This window comes from Campylobacter sp. CS_NA3 (assembly GCF_027797495.1).
Classification (GTDB): Bacteria; Campylobacterota; Campylobacteria; order Campylobacterales; family Campylobacteraceae; genus Campylobacter_B.
In genome coordinates this window covers 407,677-424,857 of the sequence record NZ_CP115609.1, presented here as the reverse complement: position 1 = coordinate 424,857, position 17,181 = coordinate 407,677, and the positions used below count along the sequence as shown (strand labels likewise).

Annotated in this window: 14 protein-coding genes; 7 read left to right on the top strand and 7 right to left on the bottom strand. The window is 35.6% G+C overall.

Features of this window, described 5'->3' with window-relative positions; all coding sequences use genetic code 11:
• From leuS to yajC, 5 genes are read right to left on the bottom strand one after another with little or no spacing between them, the layout of a single operon-like run.
• Complete coding sequence (gene leuS / locus PF026_RS02225) at nt 1-2,451, bottom strand: leucine--tRNA ligase (RefSeq protein ID WP_270863390.1); 2,451 nt, start codon at nt 2,449-2,451, stop codon at nt 1-3.
• A 9-nt stretch (nt 2,452-2,460) separates the two neighbouring features.
• A complete protein-coding gene (locus tag PF026_RS02220) occupies nt 2,461-2,802 on the bottom strand; it encodes a DUF6394 family protein (RefSeq protein WP_270863389.1) in 342 nt (113 codons plus the stop codon).
• Between the two features lie 9 nt (nt 2,803-2,811).
• Nucleotides 2,812-3,783 (bottom strand): protein translocase subunit SecF, encoded by a 972-nt coding sequence (gene secF / locus PF026_RS02215; protein WP_270863388.1) that lies wholly within the window; start codon nt 3,781-3,783, stop codon nt 2,812-2,814.
• Nucleotides 3,783-5,369 carry a protein translocase subunit SecD gene (gene secD, locus PF026_RS02210; RefSeq protein WP_270863387.1) on the bottom strand — a complete coding sequence of 529 codons (1,587 nt, stop codon included), beginning with the start codon at nt 5,367-5,369 and terminating at the stop codon, nt 3,783-3,785. Before secD ends, secF begins: the two co-directional genes overlap by 1 nt.
• Nucleotides 5,362-5,628: a preprotein translocase subunit YajC gene (yajC, locus tag PF026_RS02205; protein WP_270860352.1), complete on the bottom strand. Its 267-nt coding sequence runs from the start codon at nt 5,626-5,628 to the stop codon at nt 5,362-5,364. Before yajC ends, secD begins: the two co-directional genes overlap by 8 nt.
• On the opposite strand from yajC, the gene PF026_RS02200 reads away from it, so the two are divergent.
• From PF026_RS02200 to PF026_RS02190, 3 genes are read left to right on the top strand one after another with little or no spacing between them, the layout of a single operon-like run.
• The gene (locus PF026_RS02200; RefSeq protein WP_270863386.1) at nt 5,604-6,908 is read left to right on the top strand and encodes an apolipoprotein N-acyltransferase; all 1,305 of its coding nucleotides are present in this window, start codon (nt 5,604-5,606) and stop codon (nt 6,906-6,908) included. The genes yajC and PF026_RS02200 overlap by 25 nt on opposite strands.
• A 36-nt stretch (nt 6,909-6,944) precedes the next feature.
• Nucleotides 6,945-7,418 (top strand): hypothetical protein, encoded by a 474-nt coding sequence (locus tag PF026_RS02195; protein ID WP_270863385.1) that lies wholly within the window; start codon nt 6,945-6,947, stop codon nt 7,416-7,418.
• Nucleotides 7,419-7,446: 28 nt separating this feature from the next.
• On the top strand, nt 7,447-8,199 hold the full coding sequence (locus PF026_RS02190) for a glycosyltransferase family 2 protein (protein WP_270863384.1): 753 nt from the start codon (nt 7,447-7,449) through the stop codon (nt 8,197-8,199).
• Here the strand turns inward: PF026_RS02190 and PF026_RS02185 are convergent.
• Nucleotides 8,196-9,239, bottom strand: a complete 1,044-nt coding sequence (locus PF026_RS02185) for a glycosyltransferase family 4 protein (protein WP_270863383.1) — start codon at nt 9,237-9,239, stop codon at nt 8,196-8,198. The genes PF026_RS02190 and PF026_RS02185 overlap by 4 nt on opposite strands.
• A 143-nt stretch (nt 9,240-9,382) precedes the next feature.
• Nucleotides 9,383-10,633, bottom strand: a complete 1,251-nt coding sequence (gene sstT, locus PF026_RS02180; protein WP_270863382.1) for a serine/threonine transporter SstT — start codon at nt 10,631-10,633, stop codon at nt 9,383-9,385.
• A 167-nt stretch (nt 10,634-10,800) separates the two neighbouring features.
• Here sstT and metK point away from each other — a divergent pair, with 167 nt between their 5' ends.
• From metK to PF026_RS02160, 4 genes are all read left to right on the top strand, one after another.
• Nucleotides 10,801-12,006: a methionine adenosyltransferase gene (metK, locus tag PF026_RS02175; protein WP_270863381.1), complete on the top strand. Its 1,206-nt coding sequence runs from the start codon at nt 10,801-10,803 to the stop codon at nt 12,004-12,006.
• Nucleotides 12,007-12,600: 594 nt separating this feature from the next.
• The gene (locus PF026_RS02170) at nt 12,601-14,310 is read left to right on the top strand and encodes a M3 family oligoendopeptidase (RefSeq protein WP_270863380.1); all 1,710 of its coding nucleotides are present in this window, start codon (nt 12,601-12,603) and stop codon (nt 14,308-14,310) included.
• Nucleotides 14,311-14,313: 3 nt separating this feature from the next.
• Nucleotides 14,314-14,721: a hypothetical protein gene (locus PF026_RS02165; RefSeq protein ID WP_270863379.1), complete on the top strand. Its 408-nt coding sequence runs from the start codon at nt 14,314-14,316 to the stop codon at nt 14,719-14,721.
• Nucleotides 14,722-15,085: 364 nt separating this feature from the next.
• Nucleotides 15,086-17,149: an ATP-dependent helicase gene (locus PF026_RS02160; RefSeq protein ID WP_270863378.1), complete on the top strand. Its 2,064-nt coding sequence runs from the start codon at nt 15,086-15,088 to the stop codon at nt 17,147-17,149.
• The last annotated feature ends 32 nt before the right edge of the window (nt 17,150-17,181 follow it).

The window sequence follows — 17,181 nt, the reverse complement described above, 5'->3', positions numbered from 1 at the left end:
CTACTTGATAACCAAATTTACAAGTTTATTTTTGACATAAATTTCTTTTATTATGCTCTTATTTTCAAGCCATTTTGCCACGCTTTCTTTGGCAGTTTTTAAAATTTCATCTTCGCTTAAATCAGCTCCAACTTCGATTTCAGAGCGTTTTTTGCCATTAACCGTAACGGCTAAGACAATGCTATCTTTTACAAAAACTTCTTCGCAAATTTTAATTTTTGTAAAATTTGCTCTTTTGAATAAATTTTCGCTTAATTCACTAGCAATGTGCGGCACGATTGGTTCAAGCAAATTTAAAATCACAAAATAGCCTTCCGTAAAAACTTCTTTATTATTTTGCGAATTTAGCGCATTTAAGGCTTCCATACACGCAGCTATTAAGGTATTGAAAGCAAAAGTTTTTGTATAAACTTCGTGCGATTTTTTAAGCGCTTCATAAACTTTAAGTCTTGCATATTTTTCATCTTTATTCAAATTTTCGTGCGAAATTTGCGGAATTTGCGTAGTTTTAAGAACACTTTCACTTCTATCATAAAGACGATTTAAAAATTTATAAGCGCCCTCGACTGCACTATCGTTCCACTCCAACTCTTTTTGCGGCGGTGCAGCAAATAAAATAAAAAGTCTAGCCGTATCGGCGCCGTATTTAGCGATAATATCATCAGGATCGACCGTGTTGCCTTTTGATTTGCTCATTTTTGCGCCGTCTTTTAAGACCATGCCTTGTGTCAAAAGTCTAGCAAACGGCTCGTTATCGCGCAAATAGCCCAAATCTCTTAATGCTTTTTGGAAAAATCTAGCATAAAGTAGGTGCAAAATGGCATGTTCGATACCGCCGATATACTGATCTACGCTCATCCAATAATCTACGCTTTGTTTGTCAAACGCCTTTTGCTCCCACGATTTTTCATCGCTTGCATATCTTGCAAAATACCAACTACTTTCAAAAAAAGTATCAAGCGTATCTGTTTCACGCACGGCATTTTTACCACATTTTGGGCAGGTGCAGTGCTTCCAGCTTGGGTGTTTATCAAGCGGATTTCCAAGTCCTGTGATTTGCACATCATCAGGCAAACTAACCGGCAAATTTGATAAATTTTCACAAACCAAACCGCAACTATCACAATGCACCATAGGAATCGGCGCTCCCCAGTAGCGTTGGCGTGAAACCCCCCAGTCGCGAAGTTTGAAATTTACAACTCTTTTGCCGATTTTTTCATTTTCAAATTTTTCAATGATTTTGGTTTTTGCTATTTCATTATCAAGTCCGTTAAATTCGTGCGAATTTACTAAAATTCCGCCTTCTGTGTAGGCGGCATTTTCTAAATTTGCATTGCCGTCTTTTGGTGCGATACTTTGTTTAATGGCAAGATTAAATTTTTTGGCAAATTCATAATCTCTTTCATCGTGTGCAGGAACCGCCATAACAGCGCCGCCGCCGTATTCAGCCAAAACAAAATTTGCCATCCAAACAGGAATTTTCTCACCCGTTAATGGATGCAAAACAAAAACACCTAAATTTACGCCTTCTTTGTCTTTGGCTTGGCGTTCTCTTGGGCTTTGATTTAGTATTTCTTTGATTTTTTCTGTGGTTTTAGCATCAAGTAAATTTTTTTCCAAAAGTTTTTTGACAACTGCGTGTTCTGGCGCGACGGCTGCATAGCTCATACCATAAATCGTATCAGGTCGCGTCGTAAATACGCTAAATCCGTCCATGCCGTCAAGTTTAGCAGAGCTTTCATCATCAAATTTAAAGCTAAACTCCAAACCTTCGCTTCGCCCAATCCAGTTTTCTTGCATGGTTAAGACTTGATTTGGCCAATTGCCTTCTAAATCTTTTAAACAATCAAGAAGTTCCTGTGCGTAAGCTGTGATTTTTAGGTAATATCCGGGCATTTCTTTTTGCACGACTTCGTTACTGCAACGCCAACACTTACCCTCTTCAACCTGCTCGTTAGCTAAAACAGTGCCGTCATGTTCGCACCAATTCACAATCGCAGATTTTCGGTAAATCAAGCCTTTTTCATACATTTTGATGAAAAATTCCTGCTCCCATTTTGTATAAAGCGGATCGGAAGTAGCAAGCATTCTACGGCGTGAAAATGAAAACCCTAAGCGATAAAGCTCATTTGTCATATAATCGATATTTTCATAAGTCCAGCTTTTTGGGTGAGTTTTATGCTTTATGGCTGCATTTTCTGCTGGCATTCCAAAGCTATCAAAGCCGATTGGGTGTAGGACATTAAAATTTTCTTTTCTATAATATCTAGCTAATGCATCGCTAATAGCGTAGTTTCGCACATGCCCCATGTGAATTCGCCCACTTGGATATGGAAACATTGATAAAATATATTTTTTTGGCAAAGAATAGTCATCTTTTGGCTCGTAAGCGTTTTCATTATCCCAATTTTTTTGCCATTTTAGTTCTATTTCCTTACTATCATAAGACATTTAAATTCCTTAAAATTCATCTTTGCTTTTTGCTGATTCAACCACAATCAAAACAAGTGAAAATACATTTGCAATGGCTGCTCCGATTGCAAGTGAAGTTATGATTGAAAGATCACCCGGTTTTACGAGCATTAAAATAAAAGCAGGAATCAAGTGCAAATCTGCCACCAAAGAACTTGCAAAAAGTTCGGCTGAAAATATATTTCTAACACCAACTTTTAAAAGCGTAGTAATCGCATTTACACTTGCTGCTATAAAAAGCAAAATTTCGCTTCTTTCGTATAAAAAACCGGCAATCGTAGTCAAACTCATAAGAGCGAAAAATATATAAGCTACCTTTCCCCAGTTCATAAAAACTCCTTACACTGCGCCTTTTTCATACATAGCGCGAATTTTTTCTTTTTCTCTTGCTCGTCTTTGTTTTTCGGCTAAGAAATTTCTATATTTTACAACATCAAATTTAAAGAAAATTAGCAGTGGTGCAGCAATAAAAATAGAACTATAAGTTCCTACTATTACGCCAACAAGCATAACAAGGCTAAATCCATGTATCATCTCGCCACCCCAAACAAATAAAATTATTACAACAAGTAAGGTTGTAAAAGATGTAAGAAGTGTCCTTGAAAGCGTATGTGAGATAGATTCGTCTATTACTTTTGCGACTTCGGTTGCCTTTGAAGTGCGAACGCCTTCTCGAATTCTATCGAAAACAACAATGGTATCATTTAGCGAATAACCCAAAATCGTAAGAAGTGCGGCTAAAATTTCAAGGTTAAAATCGACTTGAAATAAGATTATAGCTCCAACCGCAATGATAATATCGTGGAATTCGGAGACAATAGCAGCTAAGGCAAATCTCCACTCAAAGCGAACAGCGATATAAATCAAAATCAAAATAAATGAAATAGTTACTGCCATAATGCCCTTTTGACGAAGTTCGTCGCCGACTTTTGGACCGACGATATCGACTTTTCGAATTTCAAAATTTCCGGTGCCTTTTAAAATCTCTTGTGCCATTAGCCCCGGGCTTTCGCCAAGCGAACTAGTTGCACTAGAATATCTAATCGTAACTTCGCTATCGCTTCCAAATTCGGTTACATTTACGCCCGTAAATTTGCCCGTTTCATTAAATTTAGCCCTAATTACATCAAGCGGTGCTTTTTGGTCGTATTTAACCTGAATAAGCGTTCCGCCGCTAAAATCAATGCCGTAATTAAACCCTTTGTAAAAAAACAAAAACAAAGAACCAACCACCAAAATAAGCGAAACGGCAAATGCAATATACCTAAATTTCATAAATTCATAAATTTTATCTTTATCAAAAATTTGCATTATTTGCCCTTTCTTACTTTATAACCAAACCAAAACGGCGTATTTTTGCTCTTTTCGATTTTATCTACAAAAAGTTCAAACATTCCGTGTGTGCCTAAAATCGCCGTTATCATCGAAGCGATAATGCCGATACTCATAGTTACGGCAAAGCCTTTAACAGGACCTGTTCCGTAAGCATAGAGTGCCGCCGAAGTTATAAGTGTTGTTATGTTTGCATCGATAATAGCGCTCATAGCGTTATCATAGCCTTTTTGGATACTCTGCTTTATACTAGCGCCCGTTCGCAAAACTTCCCTAATCCGCTCATTTATAATAACATTTGCATCGACTGCCATACCGACGGTTAAGACAATACCAGCCATACCGGGCAGGGTCAAGGTCGCCCCAAACAAAGCCATACAAGCTATCAAAAACAAAATATTTACGATTAGAGCTAAATCCGCAAAAACACCCGCCATACCGTAGTAAAATACCATAAAAATAAGTATCGCAATAGCAGAAGCAATCAAAGCTTTCATACTTTTGTCGATACTATCTTGTCCTAGGCTTGGTCCTATGCTTCTAGTTTCTGACATTTTTACAGGCGCTAGTAATGCTCCACTTCTTAGAGCAATAGCCACATCGTGGGCTTCATTTATGCTAAATCCACCGCTGATTTGTCCGCTTCCACCACCGATTCGCTCATTTATTCTTGGAGCAGAATAAACCTGTCCGTCAAGCACGATAGCAAGGCGTTTGCCGACATTTTCGCCTGTAAAATCGCCAAAAATTTTCGCACCTTCTGAATTTAGCGTGAAATTTATTATTGGTTGATTTGTATTTGGATCAAATGCAACCTTTGCGTCGATTAGCATACTTCCATCAAGCACCGGAATTTCATTGATTAAATACTTAAATTCAGGCTGTTTTACATCAGGGTAAATAACATCGCCGTAGCTTTTAGCTTCGGCTTCACTCATAATCTGAGCCCTATCTTGTCTAACCTCATCAAGTGCCATAAGTTGCAAATGAGCAGCCTTTGCAATCAAATCTTTGGCTCTTTGCTCATCTTCTTGACTTTTAACGCCCGGAAGCTCAACCAAAATATACTCTTTTCCCTGCCTAGCCACGGTTGGCTCTGCTAAACCAAACTGATCAAGACGGTTTCTAATGGTCTCAACTGCCTGAGAAATGGCATACTCTTTTGTTGAAGCTTCTTCTTCGGCTGTTAAATTTACCATGTATTTTTGAGCATCTTTTTTTATCTCAATTCCAGGAATCGCATTTAAAATAGCGTCAAATTTAGGCGCCTCATCAGGGTCAAGTATGCTAAATTCGAAGTGATTTTTTTCTATTCTAAATTTTTCTACAAACAAATCATCTTTTTTTGCCGAATAATTCACACTTGAAGCAATCGATTTGATTTTAGAAGCAATCGCTTCGTCGCTTTCGACTTCAAGTAGCATGTGAAGACCACCTTGTAAGTCAAGTCCTAAATTTATCTTGCTTCCGCTTTCGCTCTGAAAAAGTGACGGCGCAGAAAATATAAGCCCAAACGCTGCTGCGATAATAAAAGCAATAAGTTTAAATGAAATTTTACTACGCATCTAATTTTCTAGCCACAAATCTTTTATCTAGCTCGACCAAAGTCTCATCATTAAGCTTAACTGTGATAAAATCATCGTTTGATTTTACAACCGTGCATTTTAAGCCACCGTTGGTAACTATAACATCGCCTTTTGCAAGTGCATCGACCATAGCTTTATGCTCTTTTGCTTGTTTTTGTTGCGGTCTTATAAGTAAAAAATAAAAAATCGCAATCATAACGATAAGGGGTAGTAATGTTCCAAAAGCACTTTGTTCCATATAAATCCTTTGTAAAAAATTTAACAAATGAGTATTTTACCTTAAATTATATAAATAAAGGCTTTTGTTGTGCGTTTTTTTTATCAAATTTTATTTTTGTATCGTTTGCGCCAAATTTATTTTTAGAATTTATCTCGCCGTTTGTGGCTATTTATGGACTTTTTTTGTTGATAAAAGAAACTAAACAGGTGTTTTTTTGGTGCGGATTTTTTGTAGGATTATTTTGGTTTTACTGGATAAGTTTTAGCCTTATTTATTTTGATTTAAGCTATCTAATTCCGTTTGAAATTTTAGGAATTGCATTTTTTTACGGAATTTTATTTCGAATTTGTGCTATCAGCGATAATAAATTTTTAAAAGCATTTTTGTTGATTTTTATAAATTTTATCCACCCGTTTTCGTTTAACTGGCTAAATTTAAATTTGATTTTTTCTTACGGCATTTTTGAGCCGAATTTACGGGCGTTAATCGCCGTAATGGCAGGAATTTTGGCATATTATCATTTGGAATATTATAAAAAAGCTTTCTTTTTTATATTTTTGATTTTTGGTTTGCAGTTTTCGCAAAATGAGCCAAATTTTTTGCCTTTTGAAACCGAAATCGTAAATTCGCAAATTTCACAACACGATGTTTGGCAACAAGAAAAAATATTTTCGCAAATAAATGCAAATTTAGAAAAAATCGACACAGCCATAGCCGAAAATAAAAAATTTATAATCTTCCCGGAAAGCGCGTTTGCGCTAAGGTTAAATTTGCAACCAAATTTGATAAATCATCTAAAAGAAAAATCCAAGCAAATCACTATTTTGCTTGGCTCAGAAGCCCAAGAAAATGGCGAATTTTATAACTCGGCGTATCTTTTTAAAAACGGAGAAATGCAAAGATTTGATAAATTTATTTTAGTTCCTTTTGGCGAAGAAGTTCCGCTTCCAAATTTCGCAAAAGATGTTATAAATAACACATTTTTAGGTGGTGCAAAGGATTTTTCAAAGGCACAAAATTACAGCGAATATGAAATTGACGGCGTAAAAATCGTAAATGCGATTTGCTACGAAGCCACAAGACCGGAAATTTACAAAAACGCTCCAAAAATCGTGGTAGCTATTTCAAATAACGGCTGGTTTGTCCCGTCAAATGAACCAAATTTGCAAAGACTTTTGATACGATACTACGCCACGCTTAGCGGAGCTACGATATATCACGCTGTAAATGGAAGCAAAAGCGAAATAATCACGCCAAAAGAGTTTTGGATAAGCAAAGCATTAGCTAAATTCAGATAGAATTTGAAGTCAAATTTTTATTTTAAGGATTAAATAATGAAAAAGGTAATCTCAGTTTTGTGTATCGGAGCAATACTTTTGTTGGCACAAACACCTAGCCAAACCGTAACCATAAATAATAACCAAAATCAAACCAATGCCACACAAAGTGTTCCGATAACTCCTGAAAATATCCATATCGCACTTGCTCAACTCGCAATGGCGACAAATTCGACACTGCCACAACGCTTGGATTTTGTAACTATTTTTGATAGAGCCACTTCTAAGGGAAATATTCTAAAATATTATTATATTTTAAACGATGATGAAGATTTTGTGCTTAGCAAATTTAAAAAAGATCACAAGGATAAATTTTTAAATGACATTAAAACAAATGTCAAAAATTCGCTTTGTGCTTCTGAAATGAGCCGAGATTTACTAAATGCAGGAGCTACATTTAACTATAATTTTGAACTTCGAAACGGCAATAAATATTTTCAGTTTAGTATGGATAAGTCGGTTTGTAAGTAAATAAACAAAGTAGTAAAAAAGGACTAAAATGAATAAATTATCTACTTTGATTGTCGCAAAAAATGAAGAAAAAAATATCAAAGAGTGCATAAAAAGCGTTGAATTTTCCGATGAAATCATTGTGATTGATGATTATTCTACTGATAAAACCGTAGAAATAGCCACTTCTTTGGGTGCAAAAGTATTTCAAAGAGCAATGAACGGCGATTGGAGTGCGCAACAAAATTTCTCTATCGAAAAAGCTACGCATGATTGGGTTTTACTGATAGATGCTGATGAAAGAATCACGCCAGAACTCGCGCAAGAAATTAAGCAAAAGCTTCAAAGCGATGAATTAATCGCTTATCGCATAAAACGCCTTAATCACTTTAATCGCAAAATAGTGCGTTTTGGAGTATTGCACCCAGATTTCGTAACTAGACTTTTACCAAAAAAAGATTTTTATCTCACAGGGCAAGTTCATCCAAAACTACATTATCCATACCCTGAGCAAAATCTCAAAAATTATATGCTTCACTATACTTACGATGATTGGGACGCATATTGGCGTAAATTTGATAAATATACTAAATTATCAGCTATTAGATATAAAGATGAAAACAAATCGGTTAATTTTTTTAGAGATATTATTATCCGTCCTATTTGGGCGTTTTTTAAGGTTTATGTTATTCAACTAGGATTTTTAGACGGCAAAATCGGCTGGATTTTATCGGTAAATCATTATCTTTATACGATGACAAAATACGCACGGTTTTATGAGCTAAAACACGGTAAAAATTAGTCTAATAATTTTAATAACTCATCGATATGATAAGCAAGTTTTGGATTATATGCAATATATTCTTGCGGGTTATTGATTTTATGTTGATTACTTGATTTCATTTTATCGGCTAAGATAAGCGAATTTATAAGGCTTTCTAAATTATTTTTATCAAAAAACAGACCATCGCTATCTTTAATAATCTCGCAACAACCACAGCTATTTGCAAAAATAATTTTTGTTCCACACAAAATGCTTTCAACACCAACTAACCCAAAAGGCTCATAAAGAGAAGCTAAAATAGAAAAATCAACAGCATTGTAAAGATCTGGCATATTTTTTATAAAGCCCAAATTTATAACGCTATCATTTTGCACTTTTTTATTTCCACAAACAGCGATTTTTATCTTGTAATTTAGCTTTAAATTGGCGATTTTAACAGCTTCTAAAATAAATGGCAAACCTTTTCTTTGATGATCTCCTGACGGAAAAAGCAGTATATTTTCATTATCTTTAAAGCCAAATTTTTTACGCAATTCTGCTCGTTTTTCATCTGACATTGGATAAAATTTTTCAGTATCCACAGGTGGGTAAATCGTAAAAATTTTATCCTTTTCTACGCCATAAAATTCTACCAACTCATCTGCCATTTTTTGCGAGTGAGCGACGATTTTTTTTGCACTTTTATAAGCAGAAAATCCGCGTTTAATCGTCATTTTATCTTTTATCGTAGCCCTTCGCTTAGTGCCTTTTAAAAAGCCTAAATGATTTCCGCCACAAAATAAAATATCTGCATTATCAACTAAACTCGTGGCGATTAATTTATGATTTTTTGGTAATTTTTTTTGCAAAATAGCATTAAAAACAGCATATCTTAGTTGCGAAATTGGAAATTGTGAAATTTTATGCGTAGGACACAACTTGGCAAATTCAGGCGAAATTTTCATACTAAAAACGCTTGGCGTGATTTGTTTGGCTAAAAAACCCTGCACCAAATCAAAAACATAGCGTTCCATTCCGCCCGATGGCTTAAAATTATCCGTAGCAATCGCAATATTCATAAAATTCCTTAATATTTCAAACTAAATTTAAAAAATTATATTCATAAATTCAACTTAAATTTGCCAATCAAATACCGACGATTTCGCACCAAATTCGCATAAATTTATTATCGTTGCGATTTAGTGCGAAAACTAGGCTCTTTTTATTTTTCTAAATTCGGTTCGCTAACCCCTGACGCAACAGCACTAAAAACAACATCGGTTGAGCTATTTATCGCAGTTTCGACTGAATCTTGAATTACACCGATAATAAAGCCAATCGCAACAACTTGCATAGCAATATCATTTGAAATTCCAAAAAGCCCACACGCTAACGGAATAAGCAAAAGCGAACCGCCGGGCACTCCACTAGCCCCACAAGCTCCTAATGCTCCTACAACACAAAGCAAAAGTGCCGTTCCAAAATCAGGCGTAATACCAAGAGTATTTGCAGCAGCTAGTGCCATTATAGCGATAACAACCGCAGCCCCACCCATGTTTATAGTCGCACCCAAAGGTATAGAAATCGGATAAAGCTCTTCATTAATGCCTAGTTTTTTGCAAAGGTTTAAATTTACAGGTATATTTGCAGCCGAACTTCTAGTGAAAAATGCCGTAATTCCACTTTCTTTAAGGCAGGTTAAAACCAATGGATAAGGATTTTTCTTTGTCATTACAAATACTATGAGCGGATTTATAACAAGAGCTACAAAAGCCATAGCAGCAACCAAAACAACTACGATTCTAGCGTATCCCGCTAGGGCTTGTAAGCCTGTTTCATACACGGTAGTAGTAACCAAACCAAAAATTCCAAACGGAGCAAGTTGGATTATAAATTGCACGATTTTTGTAAGTGCTTCGCTTATATCGCCAAAGAATTTTTTTGTTTCGCCTTTTGCATATCTTAATGTAACTCCAAGTCCCACAGCCCAAGCAATAATGCCGATATAATTGCCATTTACAATCGCATTTAAAGGATTATCAACGATTTTAAAAAGCAAATCTTTAAGCACAACCAAAACGCTCACAGGCGCAGGTCTATCTGCCCCTTCGATACCACTAAGTGCAAGTTCTGTCGGAAACATAAAACTAAACGCAACGCCCGTAGCAGAAGCTAAAAGAGTTCCTACGATATATAAAACAACTACTTTTTTAAGTCCTGTTGCACCTGAACTAAATTCTTTATTTATAATCGCACTTAAAATTAAGATAAAAACTAAAATCGGCGCGACGGCTTTTAACGCACCTACAAATAGATTTCCTAAAAGCCCTGCAAAACCTACAAGGGCGTTTAAAAACGAACTACTAGCACCTTGTGCCACAACGCCAAGAATAGCGCCTAAAACCAAACCGACGATAATACGCATTATAAGGCTTTTATCCTTATAACTATCGAACATTTTTTTCATATTCATAATGTGTCCTTATTTAGAAAAAATTCGGTTTGAAATATATCAAAATTTGGTTAAAGTTTTATTTAAATTTGACATTAAATTTTTAAAATTTGCTTTTAAATTTTATCCGAATTTAAAAGTTAAATGCTAAAATTGCAAAGAATTTTTAAAAAACAAAGGAAAAATTTATGTATTTATTTACAAGCGAAGTTGTGAGTCCCGGTCACCCTGATAAATGTGCCGATATTATCGCAGATAGCATAGTCGATAAAATTTTAATGCAAGATTCAAACGGCAGAGTTGCCACAGAAGTTTTCGTAGCAGGAAAACACATCGTCATCGGCGGCGAAGTCAATGCCAAAGTAGATTTTACGCATGATGATTATCGCCATATCGTCAAAAACGCACTCGCCGAGATTGGCTATTTTGACAATCCATATTTCACAAGAGAGCAGTGTTTGCACCCGCAAGACTTACAAGTCGATGTTTTTGTAAATCAACAAAGCCCCGACATCAATCAAGGCGTAGATCAAGAAAGCGGCGAAATCGGCGCAGGTGATCAAGGTATAATGTTTGGTTTTGCAAGCTCGGAATGCGAAAATTTAATGCCAGCAGCCATTACTTACGCAAGGCTTCTTTGCGATAAAGTTTATGCCTACGCTAAGGCAAATCCGCACGAACTTGGCGTGGATATTAAAACGCAAGTTACGATTGATTACGGCACGAAAGACAACTTCGAAAATTGTCTCCCACAAAGCATACACACTATCGTAGTTAGCGCACCTTGTGTGGAGAGCATGGATATAAATACAGTTCGTGCTTTAATCGGCAGATTAATCGATGAAGCAGGACTTCCTGCAAATTTATACAACAAAGAAAAAACGATAATTTATATCAATCCGACAGGTCGCTATGTAAATCACAGCTCACTGCACGATAGCGGTTTAACCGGACGCAAACTAATCGTAGATAGTTTTGGTGGATACTCTCCGATCGGCGGCGGCGCACAATCAAGCAAAGACTACACAAAGGTAGATCGCTCTGGGCTTTATGCGGGGCGTTGGATAGCTAAAAATATAGTCGCAGCAGGACTAGCGAAAAAATGCGTAGTTCAGCTAAGCTATGCAATAGGCGTTGCAAAGCCAACTTCTGTGAGTGTCGATACTATGGGCACTTACGCCGACGGAATCGACGATGAAATGCTATCAAATTTCGTAATGGAAAATTTCGCTCTTACGCCAAAATGGATAATCAATAAATTTAATCTTGATAAGCCAAGTAGTGAAACTTTTCTTTACGCAAATGTTGCAGCACTAGGACAAGTAGGAAATCCGAGCTATCCGTGGGAGAAGCTCGATGGAGTAGAAATTTTCAAGAAACTCAAAAAGGCTTAAATTTTGAAATTATATATCCTAAAAATGCAAATAGACATTCTAAAATATTGTTTGCTTATGATAATAATTTGCATTTTTGGGATAACTGCTCTTGCTATGACAAAATACGATGGATTAAGTATAAATGAATTATATGTGTGTATTATTGTTGAATTGTTACTTTCAATTATTTTCTTTATTATAAATATTAAAATTCGTAAAAAAATAGAAGAAATAGGAAAAATATAGCCTATGGAAAATAAGGAAATTTTAGTCCTAATAATTATGCTAATAGCCTTTTTCGATTTAATATTTGGTGTATATATCGCAATCAAAGAATAAAACAATCCGACCCAAAAATTTGCGTTAGCAAATTTTATTGTAAAATCAAATTTAGAAAAAAGTTGCAAACTTTTTTCTAAATTTGCCACGATAGAAGCGTGCAGGGTATGGGGGTTGTTAAGGGGGAAAGGGGTGCTTCGCAAGTCAGCCCCTTTCCCCCTTAAAAAACAGCTTACAATAATGATTAATCCATAAAAATGACTGCAATAGCAAAATTTAACTGCGTTTTAATATTTTTTGCTACACTTACGAAAAAATTTTTAAAGGAAATTTATGACTTGGAATTTAAATGAATTTTTTAAAAATGAAGCAGAATTTAACGAATTTTGCGAAAAAACAAAAAAACAAAGTATCGAATTTAACGCTAAATTCAAGGGCAAACTAGCAAATTTAAATGCAGACGAATTTTTGCAAAGCCTAAAAACTTACGAAAAAATCAACGAGCAAATTTCAAAAATTTTATCTTTTACGCATTTGGATTTTGCCGTAAATACGACAAAAGGGGCAAATTTAGCCAAAATCGAACTTCTTTGCAACGAAATTTCAGAAAATTTGCTATTTTTTGAACTTGAATTTAATGAGCTTGAAAGTGCAAAACAAGACGAATTTATCGCAAATTCGCACAAATTTGAGTATTATTTAACACAACTTAAAAAACAAAAATCTCACCAGCTAAGTTTTTTAGAAGAACGAATTTTGCTAAAAACTTCACCTGTAAGCGGAAGTGCCTTTTCAAGGCTATTTGATGAAACTATGGCAAATTTAAAATTTGAATTTGACGGCGAGTTTTTAAGCGAAGAGCAAATTTTAAGCAAACTCCACGACAGCGATCGTGAAGTGCGTAAAAAAGCAGCTCTTAGCCTAAGTGCTACGCTTGAAAAAAATCTGCATTTGCTTGGATTTATTTACAATATGATTAAAACCGATTTGCGAATTTCGTGCGAACTGCGAAATTACGAGCTTGGCGAAGAGATAATGCACCAAAATAACCAAATTTCAAAATCCAGCGTCGATGCGTTGATTAAGGCAACCGAACAGAATTTTGACATTGTCGGCAAATTTTATGAGAAAAAGCGAGAAATTTTAGGTTACGAAAAACTTTATGATTATGATAGATACGCTCCGTTAAATGCCGATAATAGCGAGTTTAGTTTTGATGAAGCAAAGGAAATCGTGCTAAAAGCATTTTATGAGTTTAGCCCTAAATTTGGCGAAATCGCCACAAAAGCTTTTAGCCAAAATTGGATCGATGTTTTTCCGGCAGAACATAAGCAAAGCGGGGCTTTTTCGCACTCAGCTAGTAGCGACACGCACCCGTTTGTGCTTTTAAATTTCACTTCAAGGCGTAGAGATGTTTTTACTCTCGCTCACGAGCTAGGACATGCGATTCATCAGTATTTAGCCTACGAAGCGGGATTTTTTAACTCATTTACGCCGCTAACGACGGCTGAGACGGCTTCTGTTTTTTGTGAAATGTTAGTTTTTGATTATATGCGAAAAAACGGCGGCGGCGATTTAAAACCAATGTTAGCAGCCAAAATAGAAGACATTTTTGCCACACTTTATCGCCAGATAAATTTCACAACCTTTGAACGCCGAATTCACGCCGCAAAAGACGAGCTATCGACAGACGAAATAAATCAAATTTGGTTAGAAGAATCGGCAAAAATGTTTGACGGAAAGCTCATTTTAAACGATTATTACAAAATTTGGTGGAGCTATATACCGCATTTCATACATAGCCCGTTTTACTGCTACTCTTACGGATACGCTCAGCTTTTGGTTTTGGCTTTATACGGGCTTTATAAAAGCGGAAAATGCGAAAATTTCGTGCAAATTTATACTGAATTTTTAAGCCTTGGCGGAAGTATGGAACCAAAAAAAATGGTAGCCAAATTTGGCTTAGACATCGAAAACAGCGAATTTTGGCAAATCGGCATATATGAAATTCGCGCTCTTGTAGATGAATTTTTAAAGGATTAAATTATGAAAGATTTGATTTTAAAAGATGAAAATTTTAATAAAATGATGATAAAAAATATCAATGAGTGCATAAATTTTTTGTTTGAAAAAGGCGTTGAATTTGGCATTTTATCAAATTTGAAATACACCGAATTTAACCCTGCCCTGCCAAAGCACATAACCCAAAATTTTAAAAGTGAAGTGATTTTATTTGAACTTGCAAATTACACGCTTCAAAGTGCAAAAATCGAAAATAACACACTTTGCTTTGAAGCAGGTTTTGGCGAAGAAAATTTTCCTTCAACCGTTAGTATTCCGCTTTTTGCGATAATTCAAATAACACTTGAAAATATGCCGATTTTAATAAATTTTAGTATCCCTGATACCGAAAAAATGAAAAGAGAAAAATCGAAAAATATCTTTAGTAAATAATAAAAAATTCGCAAATTTAAAAATTTAATTGAATTGCAAACAAATTTAAAAATTTAATCATTTTTATAAATTGCTTTTAAGGGGGAAAGGGGCTGACTTGCGAAGCGCCCCTTTCCCCCTTAACAACCCCCATACCCTGCACGCTCTATCGTGGCAAATTTAAAAAGCGTTGCTTTTTTAAATTTGCGAATTTTTATGAAAAAATTTGCTAACGCAAATTTTCGAATTGAATTTTTTGTTGTTTTTGCTTTAAAAAAAACTCTCAGTAATAAAATACCCTATTTTAGGCTACTTTTCCACTGTTAATCAAATTTTTATAACCATTTTGGTAAAATCTAGCTTTAAATTTTGCCAAAGAGAGAACATGGAAATTTTAAACGATTTAAATCCTAGTCAAAAAAAAGCCGCCACGCACATAGACGGAGCGATGCTGATTTTAGCAGGAGCCGGTAGCGGAAAAACCAAAACCATCACAACTCGCCTTGCATATTTACTAGCAAACGGCATTGATCCGGCTTCGACTTTGACGCTCACTTTTACAAATAAAGCCGCAAACGAAATGCGTCAAAGAGCCTTAAATTTGATAAAAAATTTAAACCTTAGCACAACGCCGCTTTTATGCACATTTCACAAATTTGGGCTTTTATTTTTAAAATTTCACATTAACGAACTTGGTCGCAAAAATAACTTCTCTGTCATCGATACGGACGATAAAAAACGCATTATAAAGTCATTTGAGAGCGATTTGCCTACTTCCACACTCGCAAATGAAATCTCAAAATACAAAAATTCGCTCCTAGATTACGAAGATGTCTTGCAAAATGCAAATTTAATCGCAGAAGAAATCGGCAAAATTTCGCAAGGTTTTTACCTAAAAACGGCTGAAATTTACAAAAAATATGAAGAGTATTTAAAAACAAATAATCTAGTCGATTTTGATGATTTACTTGTTTTAACCTATAAAATTTTAGAAAAAAATGAAGCTTTATGCGATGAAGTTTCACGCCGTTATCAATATATCACGGTCGATGAATATCAAGACACAAACGATATTCAGTTTAAAATTTTAAAACTTCTTTGTAAATGCCACGAAAATTTGGTCGTTGTTGGCGATGATGATCAAAGTATTTATGGTTGGCGTGGTGCAAAAGTGGAAAATATCTTAAATTTCAAAGATCAGTTTGAAAGCGTAAAGGTAATTCGCCTTGAAGAAAATTATCGCTCGACAACTCAAATTTTAGCCGCCGCAAACGAGCTAATCGATCACAACCGAAATCGCTTAGGTAAAAATCTAAAAAGCGTTAAAGGCGACGGCGACGAGATAGAGCTAATGGAATCAGGCGATGAAACTTACGAAGCAAATAAAATTTCAGCCAAAATTCAGCTTCTTATCTCGCAAGGTGTAAATCCTAGCGAAATCGCCATTTTATACCGCGTAAATGCACTCTCACGCAGTATCGAAGAAGGACTAAATAAAGCCAAAATTCCATACAAAATGGTCGGCGGAGTAAAATTCTACGAACGAGCCGAAATCAAAGATGCGATCGCATATTTGCGTCTAATATTAAACGAAAATGACGATTTTTCACTTCGTCGCATTATAAATCGCCCAAAAAGGGGCTTAGGTAAGGTAGGTCTAGCTAAACTCGAAAAAATCGCCTATGATAACAAAATCAGCCTAGTTAGTGCCATAAATTTGCTAAGTAGCGGCGATATTAGCAAAAAAAGCCACGCTGAGCTTTTAAAATTTGCAAATTCGTTAAAAGAAACTAGGCAAATGGACGGAATTTATAATATTTTAAACGAATTTGACAAGGCTTTTGGCTTGAAAGATTATTACGAAAGTTTGCCTGACGGAAGCGAAAGAATCGCAAACCTTAACGAATTTTACGCACTTTTAAAAGACGAAGCTTTAAATAAAGAAAATTTTGATTTGGAAGAGTTTTTAAACGAAACCACGCTACTTAGCGAACAAGACGGCATAAGCGGCGAAAGTATCTCCATAATGAGCGTTCATGCGAGTAAAGGCTTGGAGTTTGAACACCTTTTTGTCATCGGACTTGAAGAGGGCTTTTTCCCACTCATCGGAGACGGCACCGACATAGAAGAAGAACGCAGATTGGCGTATGTAGCACTTACAAGAGCCAAAAAAAGCCTAAGTTTAAGCAGAGTAGAAAGCAGATTTTACAAAGGTAAAAGAGAACGGCTTGAAAAAAGTAGATTTTTAAACGAAATCGGCGTGAGTGACGGTGCTTTGGTTATCCAAAGCAAAAGCGAATACAAAAAAGGCGATTTAATCAAACATAAGCTTTTTGGTATCGGACGCGTCATAAGCGTTACCAAGGTGCGAAACGAGCAGAAGCTAAAAATAAATTTTGGCGGAATCGAACGCGAGATTATGTCAAATTTTGTTTCCAAAGCCGTTTAAGGGGCGTTGTTTTGGATGGCGAAAATTCTGTA

Coding starts and splice junctions, on each gene's coding strand:
- PF026_RS02190 (WP_270863384.1), top strand. CDS start 7,447: ATGAATAAATTATCTACTTTGATTGTCGCAAAAAATGAAGAAAAAAAT.
- PF026_RS02170 (WP_270863380.1), top strand. CDS start 12,601: ATGACTTGGAATTTAAATGAATTTTTTAAAAATGAAGCAGAATTTAAC.
- leuS (WP_270863390.1), bottom strand. CDS start 2,451: ATGTCTTATGATAGTAAGGAAATAGAACTAAAATGGCAAAAAAATTGG.
- PF026_RS02160 (WP_270863378.1), top strand. CDS start 15,086: ATGGAAATTTTAAACGATTTAAATCCTAGTCAAAAAAAAGCCGCCACG.
- sstT (WP_270863382.1), bottom strand. CDS start 10,633: ATGAATATGAAAAAAATGTTCGATAGTTATAAGGATAAAAGCCTTATA.
- PF026_RS02220 (WP_270863389.1), bottom strand. CDS start 2,802: ATGAACTGGGGAAAGGTAGCTTATATATTTTTCGCTCTTATGAGTTTG.
- yajC (WP_270860352.1), bottom strand. CDS start 5,628: ATGGAACAAAGTGCTTTTGGAACATTACTACCCCTTATCGTTATGATT.
- PF026_RS02165 (WP_270863379.1), top strand. CDS start 14,314: ATGAAAGATTTGATTTTAAAAGATGAAAATTTTAATAAAATGATGATA.
- PF026_RS02185 (WP_270863383.1), bottom strand. CDS start 9,239: ATGAATATTGCGATTGCTACGGATAATTTTAAGCCATCGGGCGGAATG.
- secF (WP_270863388.1), bottom strand. CDS start 3,783: ATGCAAATTTTTGATAAAGATAAAATTTATGAATTTATGAAATTTAGG.
- secD (WP_270863387.1), bottom strand. CDS start 5,369: ATGCGTAGTAAAATTTCATTTAAACTTATTGCTTTTATTATCGCAGCA.
- PF026_RS02195 (WP_270863385.1), top strand. CDS start 6,945: ATGAAAAAGGTAATCTCAGTTTTGTGTATCGGAGCAATACTTTTGTTG.
- metK (WP_270863381.1), top strand. CDS start 10,801: ATGTATTTATTTACAAGCGAAGTTGTGAGTCCCGGTCACCCTGATAAA.
- PF026_RS02200 (WP_270863386.1), top strand. CDS start 5,604: ATGTTCCAAAAGCACTTTGTTCCATATAAATCCTTTGTAAAAAATTTA.